At 72.7% G+C, this 21,533-nt stretch carries 18 protein-coding genes; 9 read left to right on the plus strand and 9 right to left on the minus strand.

Going from position 1 to position 21,533, the window contains the following annotated elements:
* Positions 1-45: 45 nt before the first annotated feature.
* The 7 genes from A6F73_RS02445 to A6F73_RS02475 all read right to left on the minus strand — a co-directional run bounded on the left by A6F73_RS02445 (position 46) and on the right by A6F73_RS02475 (position 9,180).
* On the minus strand, positions 46-2,292 hold the full coding sequence (locus A6F73_RS02445; RefSeq protein ID WP_159398324.1) for a WD40 repeat domain-containing protein: 2,247 nt from the start codon (positions 2,290-2,292) through the stop codon (positions 46-48).
* Positions 2,293-2,413: 121 nt separating this feature from the next.
* Positions 2,414-3,373 (minus strand): prolyl aminopeptidase, encoded by a 960-nt coding sequence (gene pip / locus A6F73_RS02450; protein ID WP_063346220.1) that lies wholly within the window; start codon positions 3,371-3,373, stop codon positions 2,414-2,416.
* A 95-nt stretch (positions 3,374-3,468) separates the two neighbouring features.
* Positions 3,469-3,981, minus strand: a complete 513-nt coding sequence (locus A6F73_RS02455) for a GNAT family N-acetyltransferase (protein WP_063346221.1) — start codon at positions 3,979-3,981, stop codon at positions 3,469-3,471.
* Positions 3,982-4,097: 116 nt separating this feature from the next.
* Entirely contained in the window at positions 4,098-6,014 is a 1,917-nt protein-coding gene (locus tag A6F73_RS02460) for an endonuclease/exonuclease/phosphatase family protein (protein ID WP_244293261.1), read from the minus strand.
* A gap of 326 nt (positions 6,015-6,340) precedes the next feature.
* A complete protein-coding gene (locus tag A6F73_RS02465; RefSeq protein WP_063346222.1) occupies positions 6,341-7,270 on the minus strand; it encodes a Gfo/Idh/MocA family oxidoreductase in 930 nt (309 codons plus the stop codon).
* A 112-nt stretch (positions 7,271-7,382) separates the two neighbouring features.
* A complete protein-coding gene (locus A6F73_RS02470; RefSeq protein ID WP_063346223.1) occupies positions 7,383-7,985 on the minus strand; it encodes a response regulator transcription factor in 603 nt (200 codons plus the stop codon).
* Positions 7,960-9,180, minus strand: coding sequence for a histidine kinase (locus A6F73_RS02475; protein WP_063346224.1), 1,221 nt, complete (start codon positions 9,178-9,180; stop codon positions 7,960-7,962). Before A6F73_RS02475 ends, A6F73_RS02470 begins: the two co-directional genes overlap by 26 nt.
* Before the next feature lie 369 nt (positions 9,181-9,549).
* On the opposite strand from A6F73_RS02475, the gene A6F73_RS02480 reads away from it, so the two are divergent.
* Both A6F73_RS02480 and A6F73_RS02485 read left to right on the plus strand, forming a co-directional pair.
* Positions 9,550-10,188, plus strand: a complete 639-nt coding sequence (locus A6F73_RS02480; RefSeq protein ID WP_063346225.1) for a hypothetical protein — start codon at positions 9,550-9,552, stop codon at positions 10,186-10,188.
* Positions 10,189-10,220: 32 nt separating this feature from the next.
* Positions 10,221-10,838 carry a hypothetical protein gene (locus A6F73_RS02485; protein ID WP_159398325.1) on the plus strand — a complete coding sequence of 206 codons (618 nt, stop codon included), beginning with the start codon at positions 10,221-10,223 and terminating at the stop codon, positions 10,836-10,838.
* 226 nt (positions 10,839-11,064) lie between these two features.
* On the opposite strand, the gene A6F73_RS02490 is transcribed toward A6F73_RS02485, so the two are convergent.
* Positions 11,065-11,586 carry a hypothetical protein gene (locus A6F73_RS02490; RefSeq protein ID WP_063346227.1) on the minus strand — a complete coding sequence of 174 codons (522 nt, stop codon included), beginning with the start codon at positions 11,584-11,586 and terminating at the stop codon, positions 11,065-11,067.
* A gap of 346 nt (positions 11,587-11,932) precedes the next feature.
* Between A6F73_RS02490 and A6F73_RS02495 the strand changes: the two genes are divergently transcribed.
* The 5 genes from A6F73_RS02495 to A6F73_RS02515 all read left to right on the plus strand — a co-directional run bounded on the left by A6F73_RS02495 (position 11,933) and on the right by A6F73_RS02515 (position 17,030).
* Positions 11,933-13,096 carry a hypothetical protein gene (locus tag A6F73_RS02495; protein WP_159398326.1) on the plus strand — a complete coding sequence of 388 codons (1,164 nt, stop codon included), beginning with the start codon at positions 11,933-11,935 and terminating at the stop codon, positions 13,094-13,096.
* 138 nt (positions 13,097-13,234) lie between these two features.
* On the plus strand, positions 13,235-13,558 hold the full coding sequence (locus A6F73_RS02500) for a GMC oxidoreductase (RefSeq protein ID WP_063346229.1): 324 nt from the start codon (positions 13,235-13,237) through the stop codon (positions 13,556-13,558).
* A gap of 165 nt (positions 13,559-13,723) precedes the next feature.
* The gene (locus tag A6F73_RS02505; protein ID WP_063346230.1) at positions 13,724-14,704 is read left to right on the plus strand and encodes an aldo/keto reductase; all 981 of its coding nucleotides are present in this window, start codon (positions 13,724-13,726) and stop codon (positions 14,702-14,704) included.
* A 436-nt stretch (positions 14,705-15,140) separates the two neighbouring features.
* On the plus strand, positions 15,141-16,310 hold the full coding sequence (locus tag A6F73_RS02510) for an NAD(P)/FAD-dependent oxidoreductase (RefSeq protein WP_063346231.1): 1,170 nt from the start codon (positions 15,141-15,143) through the stop codon (positions 16,308-16,310).
* 33 nt (positions 16,311-16,343) lie between these two features.
* Positions 16,344-17,030, plus strand: a complete 687-nt coding sequence (locus tag A6F73_RS02515; RefSeq protein WP_063346232.1) for a TetR/AcrR family transcriptional regulator C-terminal domain-containing protein — start codon at positions 16,344-16,346, stop codon at positions 17,028-17,030.
* A 31-nt stretch (positions 17,031-17,061) separates the two neighbouring features.
* Here A6F73_RS02515 and A6F73_RS02520 read toward each other — a convergent pair whose 3' ends face one another.
* Positions 17,062-17,973 (minus strand): LysR family transcriptional regulator, encoded by a 912-nt coding sequence (locus A6F73_RS02520; protein WP_063346233.1) that lies wholly within the window; start codon positions 17,971-17,973, stop codon positions 17,062-17,064.
* Positions 17,974-18,203: 230 nt separating this feature from the next.
* Between A6F73_RS02520 and A6F73_RS02525 the strand changes: the two genes are divergently transcribed.
* Together A6F73_RS02525 and A6F73_RS02530 are read left to right on the plus strand one after the other, a co-directional pair.
* Entirely contained in the window at positions 18,204-19,610 is a 1,407-nt protein-coding gene (locus A6F73_RS02525) for a PD40 domain-containing protein (RefSeq protein WP_063346234.1), read from the plus strand.
* A gap of 153 nt (positions 19,611-19,763) precedes the next feature.
* Positions 19,764-21,347, plus strand: a complete 1,584-nt coding sequence (locus A6F73_RS02530; protein WP_063346235.1) for a PD40 domain-containing protein — start codon at positions 19,764-19,766, stop codon at positions 21,345-21,347.
* The last annotated feature ends 186 nt before the right edge of the window (positions 21,348-21,533 follow it).

Below are 21,533 nucleotides of genomic sequence, written 5' to 3' on the forward strand. Positions count from 1 at the left end.
GTCTCCCAAGTGGCTCGTACTGCGGGCCGCTTGTGCGGGGCCTGGTCAACGGCGGGCCAACACCGCGACCTCCCAGCCGAAGCCCACCACCAACCGGCCATCCGGTACCACGGCCACCGCCCAGACCCGCAGTGGGAACACCAACTCCGGCCCGACCTGGTCGCCGGTGGTCAGGTCCCAGACCCGCACCGTACAGTCGTCGCCGCCGGTGACCGCCACGGGGCGGCCCTCGACCACCGCCGTCGCCACCGCGTTCACCTCACCGGTGTGGCCGGCGAAGGGTTGGCCGATCCGCTGGACGGTGGTCAGGTCCCAGACCCGCACCGTACAGTCGTCGCCGCCGGTGACCGCCACGGGGCGGCCGTCGACCACCGTCGTCGCCACCGCCAGCACGCAGTCGGTGTGGCCGGTCAGGGGCTCGCCGATCTGCTCGCGCGTGGTCAGGTCCCAGACCAGTACCGTGCCGTCGTCGCCGCCGGTGATCGCTACAGGGCGGCCGTCGACCACCGCCGTCGCCACCGCGTTCACCTCGCCGGTGTGGCCCGTCAGGGGCTCACCGACCTGCTGACCCGAAGGCAGGTCCCAGACCCGTACGTCATCGAAGCCGCCGGTGATCGCTACAGGGCGGCCGTCGACCACCCCCGTCGCCACCGCGTTCACCCCCTCCTCGTGGCCGGTGGGCGGCTCGCTGATCTGCTCGCGCGTGGTCAGGTCCCATACCCGCAGGGTTTCATCGTGGCTGCCGGTGACCGCCACGGGGCGGCCGTCGACCACCGCCGTCGCCACCGCCCACACCCAGCCGTCCCGGTCGGTGAGGTGACGGCCGATATGGCGACCAGTGGTCAGATCCCAGACCCGCACGGTCTGGTCAGAACTGCCGGTGACCGCGACGGTGCGGCCCTCGACCACCGCCGTCGCCACCGTGCCCACCTCGCCGGTGTGGCCGGTGAGCGGCTCACCCACCTGGCCGCCCGAGGTCAGGTCCCACACCCGCACCATCCCGTCCTGACTGCCGGCGATCACGTGGGGACGGCCGTCCAGCACCGCCGTCGTCATCGCCCGTACCTTGTCGGTATGGCCGCGCACCGGCTCGCCGAGCGGCTTGCCCGTGGCCAGATCCCACACCTGGAGCGTCCAGTCCTCGCCTCCGCTGACGATGCAGGGGCGGCCTTCGATCGTGGTCGTGACCACCGACAACACCCATCCGTCGTGACCGGTGAGAGGTCGGCCGAGCTGCCGGCCGGTGGCCAGGTCCCACACCCGCACGGTCTCGTCGTGGCCACCGGTGACCGCCACGGGACGGCCGTCGAGCACCCCCGTCGCCACCGCTCGTACCGCCTCCTCGTGGCCGGTGAGCGGCTCGCCGATCTGCTCGCGGGTGGTCAGGTCCCACACTCGCGCGGTCCCGTCGTGGCTGCCGGTGACCGCGACGGGACGGCCGTCGAGCACCGCCGTCGCCACCGAGTACACAGCAGAGGTGTGGCCGGTGAGCGGCTCGCCGATCTGCTCGCGCGTGGTCAGGTCCCACACCCGCACGTCGCCGCTGCCGGTGACCGCGACGGGACGGCCGTCGAGCACCGCCGTCGCCACAGCCAACACCCCGGCTGTGTGGCCGGTGAGGGGTTGGCCGATCTGCTCGCGCGTGGTCAGGTCCCACACCCGCACGGTCCGGTCAGCACTGCCGGTGAGCGCCACGGGGCGGCCGTCGAGCACCGCCGTCGCCACCGCGCACACCTCGCCGGTGTGGCCGGTGAGGGGTTTGCCGATCTGCTGGCCGGTGGTCAGGTCCCATACCCGCACGGTCCGCTCGGAACTGTTGGCGACCGCCAAGGAACTACCGGTGACCGCCAAAGAACTGCCGGTGACCGCCACGGGGCGGCCGTCGACCACGGCCGTCGCGACCGCCAGCAACGCATCGGTAGTGTGGACGGTCGGAATACGACGCCGGGACCGGTCGAGCTGGCCGCCGGTGGCCCACTCGACGCCCCACGGTGCTGCGGGTTCGTTCTCCACCGGTGCCGCGGTGATCCGTGCCGACAGCTCCCGGTCCCCGTAACGGGCCGCGTCCAGCGCCAGCAGCTGTCGGCGCACCCCCGCAGTGACGTCACGATGCAGGTCTGTCGAGGCCCGGTACACCGACGCGGCCAATCGCGCCGCCGGGCCCGACGCCGCGTCCAGCAACGCCAGTACCGATCCCGGGTCCGCGTTCACCAGGAACCCCGGATCGGCCAACCGCCCAACGGCCACGGCGGATTCGGCACGCGGGCGGATGCCCCGCAGATCATCAGACATGACCGGCACACTAGCCGCACCCGGCAACACGGCACCGCAGAAGGTGCGACCGCCAGACCCCGCCTACAGATAGGCAGGGCGACGCCCCCGACGGGCGTCGCCCTGCCGGGCACCTCGGGGATCAGCGGTGCTTGAACTCCTCGATGGCCTCCCGGACGGTCTCCTTCATCTCCTCGCTGCCGATGTGCCCCGAGTCCTCGGAGATGTGCAGCCTCGCGCCCGGCCACGCCTTCGCCAGCTCCCACGCCGTCTGCACCGGGCCGCCCATGTCGTGCCGGCCGTGCACCAGCACCGCCGGGATCCCGGCCAGTTTGTGGGCGTTGCGCAGCAGTTGGTCCTCCTCCAGCCATGCGCCGTTGCTGAAGAAGTGGGCGCAGATCCGGACGAACGCGATCTGCTCGTCGACCTCCCGGGCGCTGTACATGCCGGGCGAGCCGTTGGGCTCGTTCGAGATGACCGCGTCCTCCCAGGCGAGCCAGTCTGCGGCGGCCTTCTCCCGGACCGCCCGGTCGGGGTTCTCCATCAGCCGCGCGTAGGCGGCGAGCAGGTCGCCGTCCCGCTCGTCCTCGGGCACGCCCTCGCGGAACCGGTCCCACGCCTCGGGGTAGAAGGACCCGGCGCCCCGGTAGAGCCAGTCGGTCTCGGCCCGGCGGGTCGTCGTCACCGCCTGGATGATGATCTCGCTGACCCGCTCGGGGTGCTGCTGCGCGTAGGCCAGCAGGAGGGTCGAACCCCAGGAGGCGCCGTTCAGCAACCACCGCTCGATGCCGAGGTGTTCGCGCAGCCGCTCCATGTCGTCGATCAGGTGCTGCGTGGTGTTCAGGCCCATGTCCGCCGCCGGGTCGCTGGCGTGCGGGGTGCTGCGGCCGCAGTTGCGCTGGTCGTAGCGGATCACGCGGTAGCAGTCCGGGTCCCACGCCCGGGTGGGCCGGTCCGGCGTCCCCGCCCCGGGGCCGCCGTGGACGTACAGGACGGGCTTGCCCTCGGGGTTGCCGAGCTGCTCGTAGTAGACCCGGTTGCCGTCTCCGGTGTCGAGGAAACCGTGGCCGTAGGGACTCGTCGGAGGATAGAGATCAACCATGACCGTCGATCCTAGGGCGCGGGCGCGCTCGGGGCCCGTGCTTTTCCGCCCAACCTGCGGCACGGGAACGGGCGTTCGGCCGACCTCAGGGCGCCTCAGTCCAGTGGGAGGGCCATCTCCAGGATGCGGGCCTGCGGGTCGAGCCCGTACGGGGTCTCTCCGCCGGTGTAGGTGAAGCCCCGGCGCAGGTAGAAGGCGGCGGCGCGGGCGTTCGCCTCGTGCACGCCGAGCAGCATCCGCTTGGCGCCGCCCTCGGTGCGGGCCCAGTCGGTGGCGGCGTCCAACAGGGCGTCCGTCACGCCGCGTTCGCGGCCGCGGTGTTGCGGGGCCACCCAGACGCCGATCAGGACGGCGGTCGCGGCCTGGTCCCGGTCGGGGACGGACAGCATCGTGCCGACCCATTCGCCGTCCGGGTCGACGGCCGCCAGGCCGACGCTGCCCGGCTCGTTCACCCGGGCCGCCCGGGCCCGCCAGTCGGCCTCGCCCAGGGCCTGCGCGGCCTCGTGGGTCTCGCCGAACGCTATCGGGAAGTCGAGGAGTTGGGCCAGCCGCACCTTCCGCAGGCGCTGCCAGTCCTCGGCGCCCATCCGCTCGATCCGGTACCGCATGCTCTCCGACCCCCACTGCCGCAGCTGCCTCCGCCGGCGGTGGTCACCTCCGGCGAAGGCAGCATAGCTGCAGGTCAGGGTCCGATGCGGACCGGTCAGGACCTGATGCGGAACGGTCAGGGCTTGATCCGGACCACCTGCGGGTCGTGGTCGCTGGCCTGCTGGGCGAACTCGGCGTTGATGTGCACCACGTCGTACTTGGCGTAGCCGACCTCGGGGCTGACCAGGATGTGGTCCAGCACCTGCGAGTTGCCCTGGTAGACGTACGAGTACTGCTCGGTCTCCGGCAGTTCGTTCACCAGGTCGCGCAGCACGCCGTCCTTGGTGAGCGCGGCCAGCGCGGGCGAGAACTGGTAGTCGTTGAAGTCGCCGAGCGAGACGACGCGCGCCTCCTTGTCGGCGGCCAGCAGCTTGGCGACGAAGGCCTGCTCGATGGTGGCCTGCTTGACCCGCTGCACCTCGGAGCTGCGGGTGGGGGCCTGGAAGCGGCTGTCGATGCCCTGGTCGCCGCCCTTGCTGTTGAAGTGGTTGGCGATGACGAAGACCTTCTTGCCGCGGAAGGAGAACTGCCCGACCAGCGGCTTGCGGCTGTTGGTCCACGCGTCGTCGGCCGGGGCGATCCGGCCGGGCGAGGCGGTCAGCGCGGTGGTGGCGCCGCTGCCGGCGACGTCCACGGCGCTGGTGGCGGCGCCGCCGGGGATGTCGGTGAAGGAGACCCGCTGCGGGTTGAACAGGAACACCTGCCGGATGTTGCCGCCCGGCTCGCCGCCGTCCTTGCCGTCCTGCGGGTCGATCGAGCGCCAGTCGTACGCCGGGCCGCCGGCCGCCTTGATCGCGGCGATGAACTTGGCGACGGTCTGGCTCGCGTCGACCGTGCCGTCGTTCTTGGCGCCGTTGTTGTCCTGGATCTCCTCCAGGGCGACGATGTCGGGCGAGCGCAGGTTGGTGACGATGCCCTGGGCCAGCTCGGCGAACTTGGCGTCCGGGTTGCCGGGGGCGAGGTTCTCCACGTTGTAGGTGGCGATGGCGAGTTCGCGGTCGGCCGCCTTGGCGGTGACCTCGCGCTGGAGGTGGTTGTCCTGGAGCGTGCCCAGGGTGCCGGCGACGAGGGTGTAGCCGCCGAACTGGTTGTAGTCCAGCGGGCCGGTGGTGGTGCCGGTCAGCACGTCGCCCACGTTGGCCACCGGGAACGGCTGCTGCGGGGTGACCGCCGCCTGCTGCTGCACCATCAGGCGGCCCACGTTGGGCTCCGCGTACGACTCGTACAGCACGCCGCCGCGCTTGCTGCGCTGGTCCTGCCGGTCGGCGGCGACCCACAGCTCGTTGTACTTGTCCGTCGCCTGTATTACCCGGACGTCCTTGACCTGGACGAGCATGCCCTCCAGCGACTCGTAGAAGTCCAGGGCGTACTTCTCCGGGTTGAGCGGCAGCGCGTCGATGCTGCCGCCCGCGGGCGCCGGCGGGGCGTAGGTGCCGGGGATGTTGCGGGTGTCCACGACCACCGGGGCCGGCAGCGGGTTGCCGGAGGACAGCACGGTGACGGCGGGGCCGGTGAGCTCGGTGACGGACTGCGAGCCGCCCGCGAAGGCCGGGTAGTACTCGGTGACCTTGCCGCTGACCAGGACCGAGTCGCCGGCCTTCACGGTCGGGTTGCCGCCGGTGTAGACGAAGACGCCCTCGCTGGTGGCCGGGTCGGCGTCGGGGTTCGGGTCCTGCATCCAGAAGCCCTTGGCGCTGCCGTAGGCGCGCACGCCGGTGACGACGCCGGGCACGCCGGTGACGGGCTTCCCGGCCTGCGGGGAGATCCGGGTGGTGCCCTGGATGTCGTGGATGCGCAGCGGTCCGGCCTCGGTCGGCCCGGCGGGGGCGGCAGTGGGCGCGGCGTTCGTGGCGTTCGCGGCGGCGTTCGTGGCGGCGGGCGCGGCGTTCGCGGCCGGCAGCGGGACGAGCACCAGCGAGGCGGCCAGTCCGGCCGGGAGGATCGCGGCGCGCAGCAGGGCCCGGCGGGGGCGGGGAGCGGGGGCGGTGGTCACCGGGGCATGACTCCTAGCTCCGTCGTGCGGCACGGTCGTGGCACGGCGGTCGAGGGTGGAGCGGGGCACAGGGCGTCGTCCACCCGGCGGATCTGCGGCCGCCGGGCCGTGACGCATGGTCAGGCGGCGTGCCCATGGCACGCGCTACCCGCGTAGATAAAGCGGAAGCCGGTCACCCGCCCCCCGCAGCGACCCCAAGATACGCGCGTAGAAAATGACGCGACAAGACCCCGTCAGTGAACTTCTGGTTCCACTCCGACGTCCGCCCCGGCCCTGCTCCCGCCCTCGCCCCTACCCCCGCTCCTTCAGGCCGCCTCGACGCCCCCTCAGCCCGCCTCGATCCGCTCCACGATCAGCTCGCACAGCTCGTGGGTGCGCAGGGCGTCGTGCGCGTCCACGGTCTTGCCGGCCCGGACGGCGTCCAGGAAGGACTGGACGCACTGCTCGATGCCGCGCTGACGGGCGACGGACACCCAGTCACCGCGCCGGCGGACGGTGGGCTGGCCGCGGTGGTCGATCACCTCGGCGAGGTTGTGCACCGCCCGCTTGGAGTCGGCGCCGGAGACCTCCAGGATCTCCTCCGTCGAGCCGGAGAGCCGGTTCATGATGCCGAGTGCCGTGAAGCCGTCCCCACCGAGGGTCAGCACGACGTGCTCGACCAGCCCGTCGCGCACCCGCGAGCGGACGTCGACGTGCTCGATCTCGCCGGGGGCCAGGAAGCGCAGGGTGTCGACGACGTGGATGAAGTCGTCGAACACCAGGGAGCGGGCCGCCTCGGCGAGGCCCTCGCGGTTCTTCTGCAGGACGATCAGGTCGCGGGGGCGCTCCTTGGCCTGGGCGTAGCCGGGCGCGTACCGGCGGTTGAAGCCGACCATCAGCGAGCGGCCCGTCCGGTCGGCGAGGTCGACGAGCCGGCGGGCGCCGTCCACGGTGTAGTCGAGCGGCTTGTCCACGTAGACGTCGACACCGGCCGTCAGCAGCTGCTCCACGATCGGGACGTGCTGACTGGTCGCGGCGTGCACGAACGCCGCCCGGATCCCGCTCCCGATCAACTCCCCGAGATCGGTGAAGCGGTGCTCGGGCGCGATCCGGTGGACGTCGCCGAGGCGATCGAGCTTGGCCCGGTCCCGGGTCATCAACCGCAGGTCGAGGCCCGGCATCGCTCCGAGGACGGGCAGGTACGCCTTCTGGGCGATGTCACCGAGGCCGATGACCCCGACCGGGAGCAGGGTGTCGGGAACAGCGGTCGAACTCATGAGGTCTCCAGTGGTGCGCTCGGTCATCGGCCGTACCCACCCTATTCACCAGCTCCCGTACGCCACCAACCCGTCGCCAGTGGGGCGGGACGCGAGTACACCTCGTTCAGGATCAGATCCACCCTTCTTCCCAGGCACGGCGAGCCGCTTCGTGGCGGGTGCGGACAGCGAGTTTGGTGATGGCACCGGAGAGGTAGTTGCGGACGGTGCCGGGAGCGAGATGGTGCTGTTCGGCGAGGGCGCTGACGGCGTGGCCGTGGTGGACGGCACGCAGGACATCGAGTTCGCGGGGGGTTAGAGGACAGGGGGTTTCGGTGAGGGCGTGGGTGGCGAGCTGGTGGTCGATGTAGCGGCCGCCGGTGTGGATGTCGCGCAGGATGTCGGCCAGTTGGGTGGCGGGAGTGGTTTTGGGGACAAAGCCCTGGATGCCTGCGGCCAGAGCGCGACGCAGGACGCCGGGCCGGGCGTGACGCGTGACGAGGACAGTGGGGATGGGGCGGTGGCGGCGGATCTCCTGGGCGGCGCAGATGCCGTCGAGGTGGGGCATCTCCAGGTCCAACAGGGCGATGTCGATCGGGTGACGGGCGGCGGCCTGGACTGCCGTGAGGCCGTCAGGAGCCTGGGCGGTGACGGTCAGGTCCGGTTCGAGGTCGAGGAGTGCGGCGAGGGCGCCGCGGGTGAGGTCTTCGTCATCGGCGAGCAGGATGCGAATCACGCGGGGTCTCCCGGTGGGTGTGGCCGACCAGTTCGAAGTGGCCGCCGGGGTGGGTGGCGATGCGAATGTAACCGCCGATGGCGTGGAAGCGTTCCTGCAGTCCGGCCAGGCCGCTACCGGGGTCCGCAGGGTGCGACGGGGCACCGTCGTTGCGCAGCAGGACGCGGGCCTGACCCGCGGCAGCGGTGATGGTGATCTGGCAGTGGCGGGCACGGCTGTGGCGGAGGATGTTGGTGATGCCTTCGCGGACCAAGGCGGCGAAGGCCGGCTGGAGCTGGTGAGGGATGCGTGCGGCGTCTCCGTCGATCGCGGTGCGGATTCCGGCGGCTTCCAGGATTCCCGCGGCGTTGGCCAGTTCGCTACTCAGGCTGGCGCGCCGGTAGCCGTGGACCACGGCCCGGGACTCCTCGAGTGCGGAGCGAGCCAGTTCGGTGATCTCCCGGACGTGCGCGCGCGCCTCGTGGTCACTGCGGCCGATCAATCGCTCGGCCAACTCGCCCTTGAGCGTGATGGCCTGGAGCCGGTGGCCCTGGAGATCGTGCAGATCTGCGGCGAACCGCAGCCTCTCCTCCGCCACGGCCAGGGTGGCCGTGGTCTCGCGGACGTGTTCGGCCTCCAGGACCGCCCGCCACAGCCGGGCCACCATCAACTCCACCCCGGCGATGAACAGCACCATCCCCGCACCGGTCGCCGCCGGCACCCCGGGCAGGTAGGGGTTGTCCTGGCGCCACTGCGCCACTGCCTCACCCAGCACCGCACAGCCCAGCGCGACTGTCGTGAGCAGCCGGCGGCGCGCCCGGGCGGGCAGGGTCAGGGCCATCGCCGCTGCCATGGCCCCCGGCAGCATGGCCCAGTCGAGTGCGGTGTACGGACGGACCGCCATGTCGCCCCACGTCGCGATCGCTGCGGCCAGCAGCAGGAGGCTCCACCGCCCCTCGGCGGTGGCGGAGCCATGGCGGGGGACCTGGCCGGCGAGGCCACCCGGCACCGCCCGGCGGATGAGCCGAGTGTGCTGGACCGCGACGGCGACGAGCACCGGAGCGACCAGTGCCTGGTGTCCGGGGCCGAGGTTGAAGACGAGGTCGTTCGCGGCCAGCAACAGCCATAGGGGCCCCAGAGCGAGCAACGTCCAGTGGGTGAGACGGCCCAGCCGCCCCGGATCGACCGTACCGGACCCCATAGGTGAGGTGATCATGTCCGGCCACCCTAGAGTCAGCCTCGGCTCGCTGTCTGCGACCGAACCAACCAAAAGATGACAGTTGTCATAGGCGAACCATGACACGGCCCGCCCGACTCATGTCATCAGCCACTACTGGCGACCGGTGCGCCACGACAAGACTCTTCATCACCGGACCACGGAGGTATCACGGTCCGGGCGCCTACCGGCCCCGGCCAGTGCGAACCCACACCACACGATCTCCGAGGAGCCTCCGGACAAGGGTCCTACCGCAAGGCCCGAAGCATCCACAAGGACGCATGCGCACCAGCAGTCCGCACGTACCCCTGCACGAGGCGCGCGCACGCACGCCTCGTCCTTGTTTCCGCGCCCGCTGGAGGAGCACAGATGACCACCACCCGCAAGCCGCGCCGGCGCACCCTCGCGGCCTCGGCCACCACCGCCATCGCGGTGGGCCTGTTAAGCCTTGGCGCCGCCCCCGCCGCCCACGCCGACACCCTCCCGACCCTCTGCAACCCCGCTGTGGACCACGCCACCACGGAACCCTTCAACCTGCAGATCACCCCCATCGTCACCGACTTCCTCATCTACAACGTCGCCCCGGGCACCACCGGACAGCACACCGACACCCTGACCAGGGTCAGCTCGGTGACCACCACCGTCGACAACAAGACCGAGATCACCGCCACCGCGAGCGCGCTGTTCGCCAAGGTCGAGGTCAAGGTCGGCTTCTCGGTCCAGAAGACCACCTCCAGCACCACCAGCCAGACCGTGAGCGACGTCTGGAACCTCAAGGACCCCGGGCGCTACGGCCTCTACCGCGGGACCAGGGTCGTCACCGGCCAGTACGTCACCCGCATCTGCGCCCAGACCGGCCCCACCACCGGCATCTGGGTCACCACCCAGCCCACCCCCGGGACGTTCACCACCTACGAGTCCCCGGAGATCGGCTCGGTCGGCTGCGCCCCCGCCGAACCGGCCGCCACCGTGCGCCGGACCGCCCAACTCCTCATCAGCAACTGCTGACCGTGCCCACCGACCTGACGACGGAGGAACCCGTGACAAACCCGCTGCGCCACGCCACCACCCGCCGGGGCACGGCGCTGCGCGCCCTCGGCGCCGCCGCCCTCGCCTCGCTGGCCGGCCTCACCCTGCTCGCCGGCCCCGCGTCGGCCGCGACCCAGGGGCTGGCGTCGAGCGAGTGGCACGGCTACGTCTGCGACGACGGCTACTACCGGATCAAGACGCCGTTCGGACAACTCGTGGAGAAGAACATGGCCAGCTCCTGGGGGCAGGTCATCCAGAACCCCGACACCGGTGGCTACAACCAGCAGTGGAAGCTGTGCCACTACAACTCCGACAACCAGTCCTTCATCTTCCGCAGCCGGCTGAACGAGGACGACTGCCTGGGCCACTGGAAACGGAACCCGAACGACCCGAACGAGGGGAACAGCGACGGCGCCCCCTTCAACGTGTTCGACTGCTCGGGGTGGATCTACGGCAACCAGATCTTCTCGCTGATCCACCCCTCACCCGGCTCCAGCGAGGTGCTGCTCCGGATCGGGCACAGCGGGAGCTTTGGCACCGTCGCCGACCCGGCCGGCTCCGCAGGTTCGGCCGTGAACCAGTACTCCTACCGGGCGACCCTGTTCACGTTGGAGCACCTCGCCGCGTGACGGCCCCCGCCCCACCCCGGGGCCAAGCTGTGCCTGCGGTCGAGAACCGAGGCGGCGCTCGTCTCCACCCTGCACGCCGAGGAGTTGGCGGGCGGGACGACCTGGGTGCTGGGCGCCGCCGGCTGAGCCCGCACACGCACAACGACGCCGGGCCCGTACGGGAGGAGATCCCGTACGGGCCCGGCGCCGTGCCGTCCGCGGGTCGGCGGGCGGCCGGGTCGGCGGCTCAGGGGATGAGGGCGCCGACCCCCTCGACCACCAGCATCCAGGTGGGCTGCCCGCCGGTGCCGAAGGCGGAGGCGAGGACGTACCCGATCGCGGCGTCGGCGGGGCGGGCGGGGGCGTCGTCCCGCCACTCCACGATGACGATCTGGTCGCCGTCGCAGGAGAAGTCGCCGAGGCGCTTGCCGTCGCGGATGAGCCGGCTGCTGGGGATGGAGTCCGGGACGAGGACGTAGACGGCGCCGTCGTACGTGGTCTCGACCCGGTAGGACTTCCGGCGGAGCTTGCCCCGGCCCGGCCGCAGCGGCACCGGCGAGCCGTCGACGGTCAGTGTCAGGTGGGCGGTGTCGCGGGTCCCGATGGCGATCTGCGGGTCCGGCTCGTTGCCCGGGTCGCGCTCCAGGACGGCTGTGGGGATCCGCTCCCCGGAGACGGTCACCCGGTCCTGGCCGTCGACGCGGACGGTGATCTCGCCGAACAGGGTGTCCTCGGTGGTGAAGGGGGCGGGCGCCGGAAGGTCGGTCATCTGTGATTCCTTTGGTGGGTCGTAACTCCGGCCTTCCGGAAGAGAATTAGCGGGCCGGAATTCGCGGGCCGGGGTGATTCTCTCATTCGGCGGAGAGGGATTCACCCTATGGTGGGTGCCAGTTGACTTCCCGCCGGCTCGCGGTGGAAAGCACGGCGGTCGAGCAGTTCCCGGTGGGCACCACGATCCCGGCAGGCCGGCTCCGCACGCCCCACCAGTCACTGCTGGATCTTCCAACTCTCCTCTACCACTTAATAGTTGTTCCATCCAATGGCAATGGAATCCCCTAGGCTTCGATCCACCCGGTGCCCGGCGCGGCGCACCGGATGACACAGGGGAGGACATGATGAGGACCCCGGCAAGCGCGTTACGGCGCGGATCCCGCTGGACTGTCTCGGCGGCGACGGCGGCGGCCCTGCTGCTCGGTGGGGCGGGTGTCTCGGGGGCCTCGGGGGCGGCCCCCTCCGGCGTTCCCGACGGCCCCGACGGCCCTGTCTCCGGCGTTCCGGGGGCCGTCCGGCTCGCGGAATTCACCTGGGAGAAGGTCACCGAGGCGGTCAGTGCGGACGGCCGCACGGTCTACCTCGTGCTGACGGACGTGGTCGGCGGGCGCCAGGGCGTGTACCTGTCCACCGTCGACACGCAGACCGGCACGGTGAGGGCCCGCCTCCCGCTCGGCGACCCGGCACCCTACGGGCGGCCGGCCCTCAGCCCGGACGGCCACCGGCTGTACGTCGGAGTCGGCTCCGCCGTCTACGTCATCGACACCGCGACCAACACGGTCAAGGCCCGCATCGCCGCGCCGGCGCAGCAGCTCCCGGCGGGCTGGACCCCGGGCGCGGCGACCAGTCTGGCCACCGACCCGGACGGCGAGACCCTCTACGTCGGCCAGTCCGGGCCCTCGGGCCCCACCGGGCAGGAGGAGCCGGGCCGGATCCTGGAATTCTCCACCGGCGACCAGGAGTTCATCGACCAGACGGCGGTCACCGCCCACACGGTCAACGATCTCGCCGTCCTGCCCGACGGGAGCTCCCTCTACGCGGGCACGAACCTCGACCTGCTGCGCCTCGACATCAGGACCGGGCTCGGCACCGCCAAGGTCGTCGACCCCGGCGCCAAGGACGAGCTGGCGCTCTCCCCCGACGGCTCCTTCCTGCTCGCGCTCGGGTCGGTCCGCACCTACTCCGTGGGCATCGGGCTCGACACGGGCACGGACAAGGTGCGCTACCTCATGAAGTACGGCTCCGGCTACTTCGAGTACCACCACCCGGCGATGAACACCGACGGCAGCCGCGTCTACCTGCTCGGCGGCCCCTCCTACACCATCCCCGTCCCGCTGTACACGCTCGTGCCGGGCGAGAACCGGTTCGACCAGAGCGTGCGCCTCTCCGTCCCCGAGACGTACATCCACGCCCTCGCCACCGGGCCGGACGGCCACTCGCTGTACGTCACCGGCTGCGTGTACTCCGACTCGGCGAAGGGCTGCTTCCTGCGAACCCTGCAGATCTGACGCCGCGCCGGTCCGAGCACGCGGGCGGCCCGTACGAGCACCTGCTCGCACGGGCCGCCGCCGTTTCGCGCGGCGGTTGACCTCAACTGGCCCACCACCACCGCCGGTACGACCCAGTCCACCACGGCGGTCAACGGGGTGCTGAGCCGGCTCAACGCCGTCGCCCCCGGCTCGTCGACCAGCTTCACCAGTCCCGGCTGGACCTCGCACTCGCTCGGCGGCGTGCCGCTCGGCGTCGCGACGGACTCCGGCGGACAGCTGAAGAACCACCCGAACCTGTTCGTGGTGGACGGCTCGCTGTTCCCCGGCGGCGGGCTCCAGGCGACCCCGGCGGCCGTCACCATCACCGCGCCGGCCGACCGCCTGATATCCGGCATCGCCGGCTCGGCGATGGTCACCGCCTCCTCCTCGGCCGCCGCGGGCATGGCATCCGCGGCCGCCTCCGACACCTCCCTGCGGTAAGGACGCGTCGTCAAACCCCCACCCGCGTGACGGCATTGGACACGCACCCTGAGACTGGTCCGCAAGGCGCCCGGCGCCCGCGAGGTCTCGCGGGCACCGGGGCCGACCAGCCTTCATCAGGCCGCGGCATCCCCCGCGCGGCCTGTTCGCACTGATCGGAGAACCATGACCACCAGGAAGCTCGGCACCAACGGCCCGCTCGTCTCCGCCCTCGGCCTCGGCACGATGGCGATGGCGGGCAGCTACGGCGCAGCCGACGAGCAGGAGTCCGTGGCCACCATCCGCAAGGCCCTCGACTCCGGCATCAACCTGATCGACACCGCCGACTTCTACGGCCCGGGCACCGCCGAGCAGATCACCGGCCGGGCGATCGCCGGCCGCCGCGACGAGGTCGTGCTGGCCAGCAAGTTCGGCATGCGCACCCTGGAGGACGGCCGCCGTGTCGTCGACGGCACCCCCGCGTACGTCAAGGAGGCGGTGGAGCTGTCGCTCTCCCGCCTGGGCACCGACCACCTCGACCTCTACTACCTCGCCCGGGTCGACCCGAACGTCCCGGTCGAGGAGACCGTCGGCGCGCTGGCCGAGCTGGTCGAGGCCGGCAAGGTCAAGCACATCGGCCTGTGCGAGGCGGCCGCCTCGACGCTGCGCCGGGCGCACGCCGTGCACCCGATCGCCGCGCTGCAGACCGAGTACTCGCTGTGGGAGCGCCACGTCGAGGACGAGATCCTGCCGACCGCGCGCGAGCTCGGTGTCGCCCTGGCCGCCTACCGCCCGCTGGGCAGCGGCTTCCTCGGCGGCAGCTTCAACTCGCCCGAGGACCTCGACCCGTCCGACTTCCGCCGCCACGACCCGCGGTTCCAGGGCGAGAACTTCACCCGGAACAAGGCGATCGCCGACGCCGTCGCCGTGGTCGCCGAGGAGAAGGGCGCCACCGCCGGCCAGCTCGCGCTGGCCTGGGTGCTGGCCCAGGGCGAGGACGTGGTGCCGCTGTTCGGCGCCCGCCGTCCGTCCCGGATCGAGGAGAACGCCGCCGCGGCCGACCTGGAGCTGAGCGCCGAGGACCTCAAGCGGATCGCCGACCTCGTCCCGGCGACCGCCGGCGACCGCTACGCCGCCCCGCTCCTGGCCACCATCGACCGGGGCTGACCCGAACGGTCCGTCGCGGCCGCCGTACCCCCTCTTCCTCGGCGGCCGCGACGGACCACCTTCCACTCGTGAGACGGACCACCACCACCCACTCGTGAGGGAGCAACAGCCGTGACCAGTGGGCAGGACGCCGAGAACGGGCCGACCGCGAAGGGGGGCCGGGCCCGTCCGGCGCAACCGGTAATCCCACGTCCACGGCCTCCCGTCAGCTGGTTCTCCGGCACCGAGTCTGCCCGCCTCGTCTCGCGGCGCGCCAGTGATCCCGCCATGTCCGGATCGTGAAGTTCTCACACTCCCGCCCGGTGGGATCCCGGGTTGCCCGGTCGGCCGTTCCAGGAGACGAACTTGTTCGTTACGAACATGTTCGTTACCGTGGAGGAGCGGGCGGCGAACCCACGCCGACCGACACGGACCGACACCGACCCAAGGAGTGGCCATGACCGTCCAGCACGTTCCCGTCGCCGTCATCGGAGCCGGGCTCGGGGGCCTCGTGCTCGCCCGGGTCCTGCACGTCCACGGCATCCGGGCCGCCGTCTTCGACCTGGAGCCCTCGCCCGAGGCCCGCACCCAGGGCGGCCTGCTCGACATCCACGACGATTCCGGCCAGCGGGCCCTGCACGACGCCGGGCTGCACGACCGGTTCCTGGCCCTGGTCCACGCGGGCGGCGAGGCCCTGCGGGTGGTGGGGCCGGACGGCGCCGTCCGGCTGGAGCAGGAGGACGACGGCACCGGCGGCCGCCCCGAGGTCGACCGGGGCCGCCTGCGCGACCTACTGCTGGACTCCCTGCCCGCCGGCACCGTGCGCTGGGGTCGGAAGGTGGTCCGCGCCCACGCGCTGGGCGACGGCCGCCACCAGGTCGCCTTCGCCGACGGCACGGCCGTCACCACGGACCTGCTGGTCGGGGCGGACGGCGCGTGGTCCCGGATCCGGCCACTACTGTCCGACGCCCGGCCCGCCTACACCGGGATCTCCTTCGTCGAGGCCGACCTGCACGACGCGGACACCCGGCACCCCGAGGCGGCCGCCCTGGTCGGCGGCGGGTTCTTCCTCTCCGTGGCCGAGGGTCGCGGCTTCCTCGCCCACCGCGAGGGCGACGGCAGCATCCACGTCTACACCGCCGTCCGGGCCGGCGAGGACTGGCTGGACGGCATCGACACCACTGCCCCCGACACCGCCAAGGCGACCGTGCTGGCCGGCTTCGACGGCTGGGCCGACGGCCTGCGGGCCCTGCTCGCCGACGCCGACGGCGGCCTCGTCCCGCGCCGGATCCACGCCCTGCCCGTCGGCCACCGCTGGGACCGCACCCCCGGCGTCACCCTGCTCGGCGACGCCGCCCACCTGATGTCCCCGTTCGCCGGCGAGGGCGCCAACCTCGCCATGCTCGACGGCGCCGAACTCGGCAAGGCCCTCGCCCACCACCCCGGCGACCCCGAGGCCGCCCTGACCGCCTACGAGCGCGCCCTCTTCCCGCGCAGCGAGGCCTCGGCCGCCGCCTCCGCCGCCAGCCTGGAGCTGATGTTCGGCCCCGACGGCCTCCAGGGCCTGCTCGACCAGTTCACCGCCCCGGCCCAGCCCGCCCCGGCGGGCACACCCTCGGCGAACTAGTTCGTCACGAACACGGTCGCTAGGCTGGCCGGTATGACGAGCTCCCCCTCCCGACCCCGCAGCCGCCGCGAGCGGCCGGCGAAGCCCGCGCTGAGCCACGAGGCGATCATCGCCGCCGCCGTACGGGTGCTGGAGGCGGAGGGCCTGCCACGGGTGACCATGCGGCGGCTGGCCCAGGAGCTGGACACCGGGCCTGCCTCGCTGTACGTGTACGTGGCCAACGCCGCGGAACTGCACGCCGCGATCCTGGAGGAGTTCCTCGGGGAGGTGGACCTGAGCCCGGTGACGGCGGCCGGGGACTGGCGCGAGCGGTTGGCCGCCGTCCTCAACTCCTGTACCGGGGTGCTGTTCCGGCACCCTGCGCTCGCCCACGCCGCACTGGTGGCGAGGCCGTCCGGGCCGCACTACCTGGCCCTGGTGGAGGCGGTCCTGGCACTGCTGCACGAGGGCGGGGTGCCGGACGGGCAGGCGGCCTGGGGCGTGGACGTGCTGCTCCAGGTGGCCACCGCCACCGCCGCCGAGCAGTCCGCCCGGCAGGGCGAGCAGGCGGAGCGGGAACACGGCGCGCTCACCGACGCGCTCCGCGCGGCGCCCGCCGCCGCCTACCCGAGGATCGCCGCACTCGGGGACGACCTGGTGTCCGGGGCGCCGGAGGACCGGCTGTCCTGGATGTTCCGGGTGGTCGTCAACGGCACGCGCACAACGCCCCGACCCGTCTGAGCCCAGGCGCCGAGCGCAGGCCGGTCCGGGCTCAGGCGCCCGCCGCGGCCGCCTCGGCGAGGGCGTCCAGGACCGGGCGGATCAGCGGGTGCCCGTCGGCGCCGGCCCGGACGGCGGCGAAGACCCGGCGGGTGGCGAGTTCGCTGTCCACCGGCCGGACGGCGATCCGGCCGAGGTCGACGCCGCGCAGCGCCGAGCGCGGCACGAGGGCGACGCCGGCGCCCGCCGAGGCGAGGGCGACGACGGCCCGGAAGTCGTCGGAGGAGTGCACCAGGCGCGGCTGGAAACCGGCGTGCTCGCAGGCCAGCAGGACGACGTCGTGGCAGGGGTTGCCCGGGTAGGGGCCGATCCACCGCTCGTCGGCCAGGGCCGCGACGGCGAGCGGACCGCCGTCGGCGGCCAGCGGGTGGCCGAGCGGCAGCACCGCCTCGAACGGCTCGGCGTACAGCGGGACGCGGGTGAGCCGGGCGTCGTCGGCGCGCGGGGCGCCCCGGTACTCGACGGCCACCGCGAGGTCGGCCCGGCCGTCGAGGACCATCGGCAGGCTGGCGTCGCCCTCCGCGTCCAGCACCTTGAGCCGCACCCCGGGCGCCTGCGCGGCCAGCAGCCCGATCGCCGGGGCGAGGACGAGCGCGATGCCGGTGGCGAAGGAGGCGACGGTGACCTCGCCGGAGACGCCCGCGCTGTAGGCGGCGAGGTCGGCCTCGGCGCGCTCCAGCTGGGCGAGCACGGCGTCGGCGTGGCCGAGCAGGATCTCCCCGGCGGCGGTCAGCCGCACCCCGCGGCCCTCGCGGGCGAGCAGGTGGTGGCCGGTCTCCTGTTCCAGGGCGGCCAGCTGCTGGGAGACGGCGGAAGGGGTCAGGTAGAGGGCGGCCGCCGCGGCGGTCACGGTGCGGTGGTCCGCCACGGCCCGCAGGGTCCGCAGCCGTCGGGCGTCGATCACGGACCAATTCTGCCAGCGTGCCGGGGCGGTCCGGACCGGGCCCGGAGTCGGGCCGGGATTCGGGCCGGGGTTCGGGCCGGGGCCGCGTAAGGGGCGGTACGACCGGTGGCGTATTTCCGGACGAGATCGCTTCGCCCGGTTGACCACCCGGCCCGGGCGGCGATTGGCTCTTCCCCAGCCGGGCCACGGGGGTGACGAGGGCCCGGCGCCGTCATCAGGGGAGGATGTCCATGACCACCGCACGAACCCGCCGTTGGCTGGCCCGTACCGCCGGCGTCCTGGTGGCCGCCGCCGTGGCCGGGGCCGCGATGCCCGCCGCCGAGGCCCGGCCGCTCAAGGGCGACACCTCCCGGGTGAGCGAGGGGCCCAAGGGCGAGCAGCTCGACGGCACCTCGTCCGCGCTCGGGCTGAGCGCTGACGGCCGCTCCGCGCTGTTCAGCTCGACCGCGACCAACCTGCTGCCCGGGGCCGGCACCCCGAACTCGGACGAGGTCTACGTGCGGGACCTGCGCAACGGACACGTCGAGCGGGTCAGCGTCGCCGCCGACGGCTCCAAGCTGGACGCCGCCACCAACCAGGCCGCGATCAGCGGCGACGGCCGGTACGTGGCGTTCAGCACCGCCGCCACCAATGTGCTGCCCGGCCAGCCGAAGCACGGCAGCGACGTCTTCGTCCACGACCGCTGGACCGGCCGCACCGAGCTGATCACCGCGCCCGGCTCGGCGAGCACCGACGACCAGAGCATCCGCACCGCCGACAGCCCCACCCTCAGCTGGGACGGCCGCTTCGTCGCCTACGCCTCCAGCCGTACCGACCTCGCCCCGGGCGTGAAACGCGGTAAGAACAACATCTACGTCACCGACCGCTGGACGCACACCACCCGGCTGGTCACCTCCGGCACGGAAGGCGAGGGCGCCGACAACAACTCCTTCAGTCCGACGATCAGTGCGGACGGCTCGACGGTCGGCTTCGGCTCCCGGGCCGGAAACCTGCTCCCGGGCACTCCGGCCCCGACCCCGACCTCGGCCCCGGCCGCCGACCCGACGCCCGGGGCCGGGGCACCCCAGCTGGCCGGGCCCAAGTTCTACCCGTACTACGTCTGGAAGGCCGGCACCGGCAAGATCGCCGGCGCCAGCCTGGACGACACCGGGGCCCTGAGCGACGGCGGACGCGACGGCCGGGTCAGCCCGGACGGCCGCTACGCGATCTACAGCCTCCCGGTCTTCATCGGCGGGGCCCCCGCCCCGGCCCACGGCATCCGGATGGACGTGTACGTCCACGAGCTGGCCACCGGCAAGATCACCAAGGTCAACACCGACCTGCCGGGCACCACCGCCAAGTGGTCCTCGTCCGGTGGCGTCATGACGCTCGACGACCGCTGGGTCTACTTCGACTCCGCCGCCGAGAACCTCGTCCCCGACGACACCAACTCGGCCAGTGACGTGTTCCGCCGCGACCTGTGGACCGGGCGGATCGAGCGGGTCAGCCTCACCCGGAGCGGCGGGCAGAGCGCCGCCTCCTCCTACGGCCCGTACGTGGACGCCACCGGCGACACGGTGATCTTCGACGCCTCGGACGGCGACCTGGTGCCGGGTGACACCAACACCTTCCTGGACGTCTTCCTGCGCCGCCTGTGACGTCCTGACTCCCCTGCCGCATACGTCCGTTGACGTATTTTCGGCCGAGATCACCCGTGGGCGTTGACCACCGGCCCTCCCGACGATTGGCTCTCCCGAAAGCCCGTCGCCGGGAGGGAGCCCGGCCGGGCGACCCCCGGGGAGGCAGACGTCATGACACGCAGCACCCGTACCACCCGCAACCGGTGGCTGGCCGGCGGCGGCAGCATTCTCGCGGCCACCGCCGTACTCGCCGTGACCGCCGCACCCGCCCAGGCCGCCCAGGCCGACCGGGCGCCGCGCGGCACCGTCCAGGTCAGCGTCGGGGTGAACGGCGCCGCACCGGACAACCAGTCGTGGAGCCAGGCGATCAGCGCCAACGGCCGCTACGCCCTGTTCACCTCCTGGGCCACGAACCTGGTGTCCCAGCCCGCGAAGAGCGCCCGCGACGCCTACGTCCGCGACCTGAGGACCGGCCGCACCGAGCGGATCAACCTGGCCGCCGACGGCAGCGCGCTGAACGGCTTCACCGACAACGTCGCGATCAACGCCGACGGCCGCTACGTCGCCTTCGACAGCGACGCCGAGAACGTGGTGCCCGGCATGCAGGTCCAGGGGCGCGACGAGGTGTACGTCCGCGACCGGAAGACCGGCCGCACCGAGCTGATCAGCGGCGGGCTCACCGGCACCGACGCCGACAAGTTCCACGCCTCCTACGCGCCCTCGATCAGCGCGAACGGCCGCTACGTGGTCTTCGGCTCCAGTCGGAAGGACCTCGTCCCCGACCTCCAGGGCGGCGACCCCTCGCTGGCCAGGCCCTACACCTGGGACTACAACATCTACGTCACCGACCGCTGGACGGGGAAGACCAAGCTGGTGACCCGCGGCGTGGACGGCAAGCCGGGCGACGGCATGTCCCTCAACCCGACGATCAGCGCGGACGGCCGCACCATCGGCTTCACCTCCATGGCCGACAACCTGCTGCCCGCCGACCAGGCCCCCGCCCCGGCCGCCGGGGGCGCCGCCGCCCCCGCCGACGTGGAGCTGGCCCCGGGCGTCGCCCCGGCCCTGCCCCACAGCGCGCAGAAGGGCCTGGCCCCGAACCTGGCCCGGCCGGTGACCGCCCCCTACTACACCTACGACGTGGAGTCCGGCCGGATCTCCGCCGCCAGCCTCGACCTCGACGGCAAGCTCGGCGCCCCGAGCTTCGGCGCGACGATCAGCCCCGACGGGCGGCGCGCGATCTACGCCCTGCCCGAGCCCGGCGGGTCGACCGGCGGCCACCGGTTCCACACCGTGCTGTACGTCCGGGACCTCGGGAAGGGCACCGTGACGAAGATCAGCGGCGGCCTGCCCGGCACCACCTCGGTCGGCTCCTCCGACCACGCCCGGATCACCGCCGACAACCGCTGGGTCTACTTCGCCTCCGCCGCCGACAACCTGGTGGCGGGCCCGCAGCACCCGGGCTGGGACGTCTACCGGCACGACCTGCGCACCGGCCGCACCGAGCGGGTCGCCACCGCTGCGGACGGCTCGCTCGGCAACGGCACCTCGGCCGATCCGGTCGTGGACGCCCGCGGCCGCACGGTGGTGTTCAGCTCGACCAGCGGCAACCTGCTCACCGGCACCGGCGGCCCGGCGAGCACCGACTCCCAGGTCTTCGCCCGCGCCACCGCGCACCACGGCCACGGCGACGTCCAGGGCGACGACCAGGACCAGGACCAAAGCCAGGACCAGGGCCAGGACAGCGACGACTGACCGTCAACCGCCGCTCGCACCGTGAACCGCGTACGGGGGCGGGACGTCGGCCGGGCCGGCGTCCCGCCCCCGTAGCGGGAGGGTGGGGCAGATGGTTGGTGGGCCGTGCGGTGGGGGCGGATCGATGCGCCCCCACCGCACGACGATGGTGAGCCCGCGGGCCGGTCCGGTTCCGAGCGGACCGGC

The sequence above is a fragment of the Streptomyces sp. MJM8645 genome (genome assembly GCF_001625365.1).
Classification (GTDB): domain Bacteria; phylum Actinomycetota; class Actinomycetes; order Streptomycetales; family Streptomycetaceae; genus Kitasatospora.